The sequence below is a fragment of the Parabacteroides chinchillae genome, assembly GCF_900108035.1.
Taxonomy (GTDB): domain Bacteria; phylum Bacteroidota; class Bacteroidia; order Bacteroidales; family Tannerellaceae; genus Parabacteroides; species Parabacteroides chinchillae.
Window position 1 is genome coordinate 2,501 of sequence record NZ_FNVS01000030.1, and the last position, 2,784, is coordinate 5,284.

The window sequence follows — 2,784 nt, forward strand, 5'->3', positions numbered from 1 at the left end:
TAACTCGTAGGTTCATTATGCAAAAGGCACGCCGTCACATCTTACGATGCTCCGACCGCTTGTAGGCAGACGGGTTCAGGGACTATTTCACTCCTCTGTTCGAGGTTCTTTTCACCTTTCCCTCACGGTACTGGTTCACTATCGGTCTCTCGGGAGTATTTAGCCTTACGGGATGGGCCCCGCTGGTTCACACAGGATTTCTCGTGCCCCGCGCTACTCAGGATACCACTAAGCTTCATTAAAGAGTCATATACCGGGCTTTCACCGTCTATGGCCGTTCTTTCCAAAACGTTCTATTTCGATAACTTCTTGCTATAGCGTGGTCCTACAACCCCAATACTGCCTAAACAGCATTGGTTTGGGCTCTTCCGCGTTCGCTCGCCACTACTTGCGGAATCACTTTTGTTTTCTTCTCCTATGGGTACTTAGATGTTTCAGTTCCCCACGTTCGCTCCATGGTTACATGGTGACAGGCCTTCAACCTGACGGGTTGCCCCATTCGGAAATCCTGGGATCAATGGTTATTTGCACCTACCCCAAGCTTATCGCAGCTTATCACGTCCTTCGTCGCCTCCGAGAGCCTAGGCATCCACCGTCTGCCCTTGCTTACTTTCTTTCACCTTTGACACCGTACTACGAATAGTACCGCGTCGGGCTGATATATCTTCAGCTTTGCTCTACTTTACTTTATTCTTTTGTCCATCATGTCAAAGATCTTTATGACTGCCTGACGTTACTGACGTACCGGCAATCCTGGTGGAGAATAACGGATTCGAACCGTTGACCCTCTGCGTGCAAGGCAGATGCTCTAGCCAGCTGAGCTAATCCCCCCTTTTTTCTTGAGATTTTCTTGTAGTCCCAGGCAGAGTTGAACTGCCGACCTCTACATTATCAGTGTAGCGCTCTAACCAACTGAGCTATAGGACTGTCAACTTTGCCTCGATTACTCTCAGCATCATTTTTCTCTCTTTCCCTACCTAAGGACAAACATGGAATCTTATCCATAATTTCTCCTTTTTTGAGTAAGATCATATTTCTTAATACATAGCAACCGTAGTACAAGTAAAGAATATAATACCGATTCCTTTACTCTATTTTTGAGACCCTTTGCTCCAGAAAGGAGGTGTTCCAGCCGCACCTTCCGGTACGGCTACCTTGTTACGACTTAGCCCCAGTCACCAGTTTTACCCTAGGCCGATCCTCAACGGTTACGGACTTCAGGTACCCCCGGCTCCCATGGCTTGACGGGCGGTGTGTACAAGGCCCGGGAACGTATTCACCGCGCCATGGCTGATGCGCGATTACTAGCGAATCCAGCTTCACGGAGTCGAGTTGCAGACTCCGATCCGAACTGAGACATGGTTTGGGGATTAGCATCACATCGCTGTGTAGCCGCCCTTTGTCCATGCCATTGTAACACGTGTGTCGCCCCGGATGTAAGGGCCGTGCTGATTTGACGTCATCCCCACCTTCCTCACAGCTTACGCTGGCAGTCTCACTAGAGTCCTCAGCTTGACCTGTTAGTAACTAGTGATAAGGGTTGCGCTCGTTATGGCACTTAAGCCGACACCTCACGGCACGAGCTGACGACAACCATGCAGCACCTCGTAAAAAGCTATTGCTAGAAAGAGTGTTTCCACTCCGGTCTTCTTACGTTCAAACCCGGGTAAGGTTCCTCGCGTATCATCGAATTAAACCACATGTTCCTCCGCTTGTGCGGGCCCCCGTCAATTCCTTTGAGTTTCACCGTTGCCGGCGTACTCCCCAGGTGGATTACTTAACGCTTTCGCTGTAGAGCTTACAATATATCGCAAACTCCTAGTAATCATCGTTTACTGCGTGGACTACCAGGGTATCTAATCCTGTTTGATACCCACGCTTTCGTGCTTCAGTGTCAGTGTTGGTTTAGTAAGCTGCCTTCGCAATCGGAGTTCTGCGTGATATCTATGCATTTCACCGCTACACCACGCATTCCGCCTACCTCAAACATACTCAAGATATCCAGTTTCAACGGCAATTTTATGGTTGAGCCACAAACTTTCACCGCTGACTTAAACATCCACCTACGCACCCTTTAAACCCAATAAATCCGGATAACGCTCGCATCCTCCGTATTACCGCGGCTGCTGGCACGGAGTTAGCCGATGCTTATTCAGAGGGTACATACAAAACAGGACACGTCCCGCACTTTATTCCCCTCTAAAAGAAGTTTACAATCCATAGAACCTTCATCCTTCACGCGACTTGGCTGGTTCAGGCTCTCGCCCATTGACCAATATTCCTCACTGCTGCCTCCCGTAGGAGTTTGGTCCGTGTCTCAGTACCAATGTGGGGGACCTTCCTCTCAGAACCCCTATCCATCGCAGACTTGGTGGGCCGTTACCCCACCAACTATCTAATGGAACGCATGCCTATCTATCAGCAATAAATCTTTAACAAATATTCCCATGCGGGACCCCTGTTTCATGTGGTATTAGTCCGACTTTCGCCGGGTTATCCCTCTCTGATAGGTAAGTTGCATACGCGTTACTCACCCGTGCGCCGGTCGTCAGCGGGATATTGCTACCCCCTGCTACCCCTCGACTTGCATGTGTTAAGCCTGTCGCTAGCGTTCATCCTGAGCCAGGATCAAACTCTTCGTTGTTAATTTGTTTTTTATACCTTTTGCTCAGAATCTCTAAATCTATTAAGTAATTGACGGTATTATTATTCTATAAAACAAACATCTAATGTCTGTATAATACTTGTACTACTTGTTGTATGTAAATCTTTCAAAGAACTCGT

At 48.2% G+C, this 2,784-nt stretch carries 2 tRNA genes and 2 rRNA genes (1 of these 4 running past the window's edge); all 4 read right to left on the bottom strand.

Annotated features, from left to right (window positions below):
- Positions 1-616 (bottom strand): 23S ribosomal RNA (locus C4S38_RS15560); it reaches 2,263 nt to the left of the window's first position.
- 138 nt (positions 617-754) lie between these two features.
- Positions 755-831 (bottom strand) — tRNA-Ala (locus C4S38_RS15565).
- 22 nt (positions 832-853) lie between these two features.
- Positions 854-927: transfer RNA gene (locus C4S38_RS15570), tRNA-Ile, on the bottom strand.
- A gap of 189 nt (positions 928-1,116) precedes the next feature.
- Positions 1,117-2,644: ribosomal RNA gene (locus tag C4S38_RS15575) — 16S ribosomal RNA — on the bottom strand.
- Together the 16S and 23S rRNA genes with 2 tRNA genes alongside form the textbook arrangement of a ribosomal RNA operon.
- Positions 2,645-2,784: the final 140 nt, after the last annotated feature.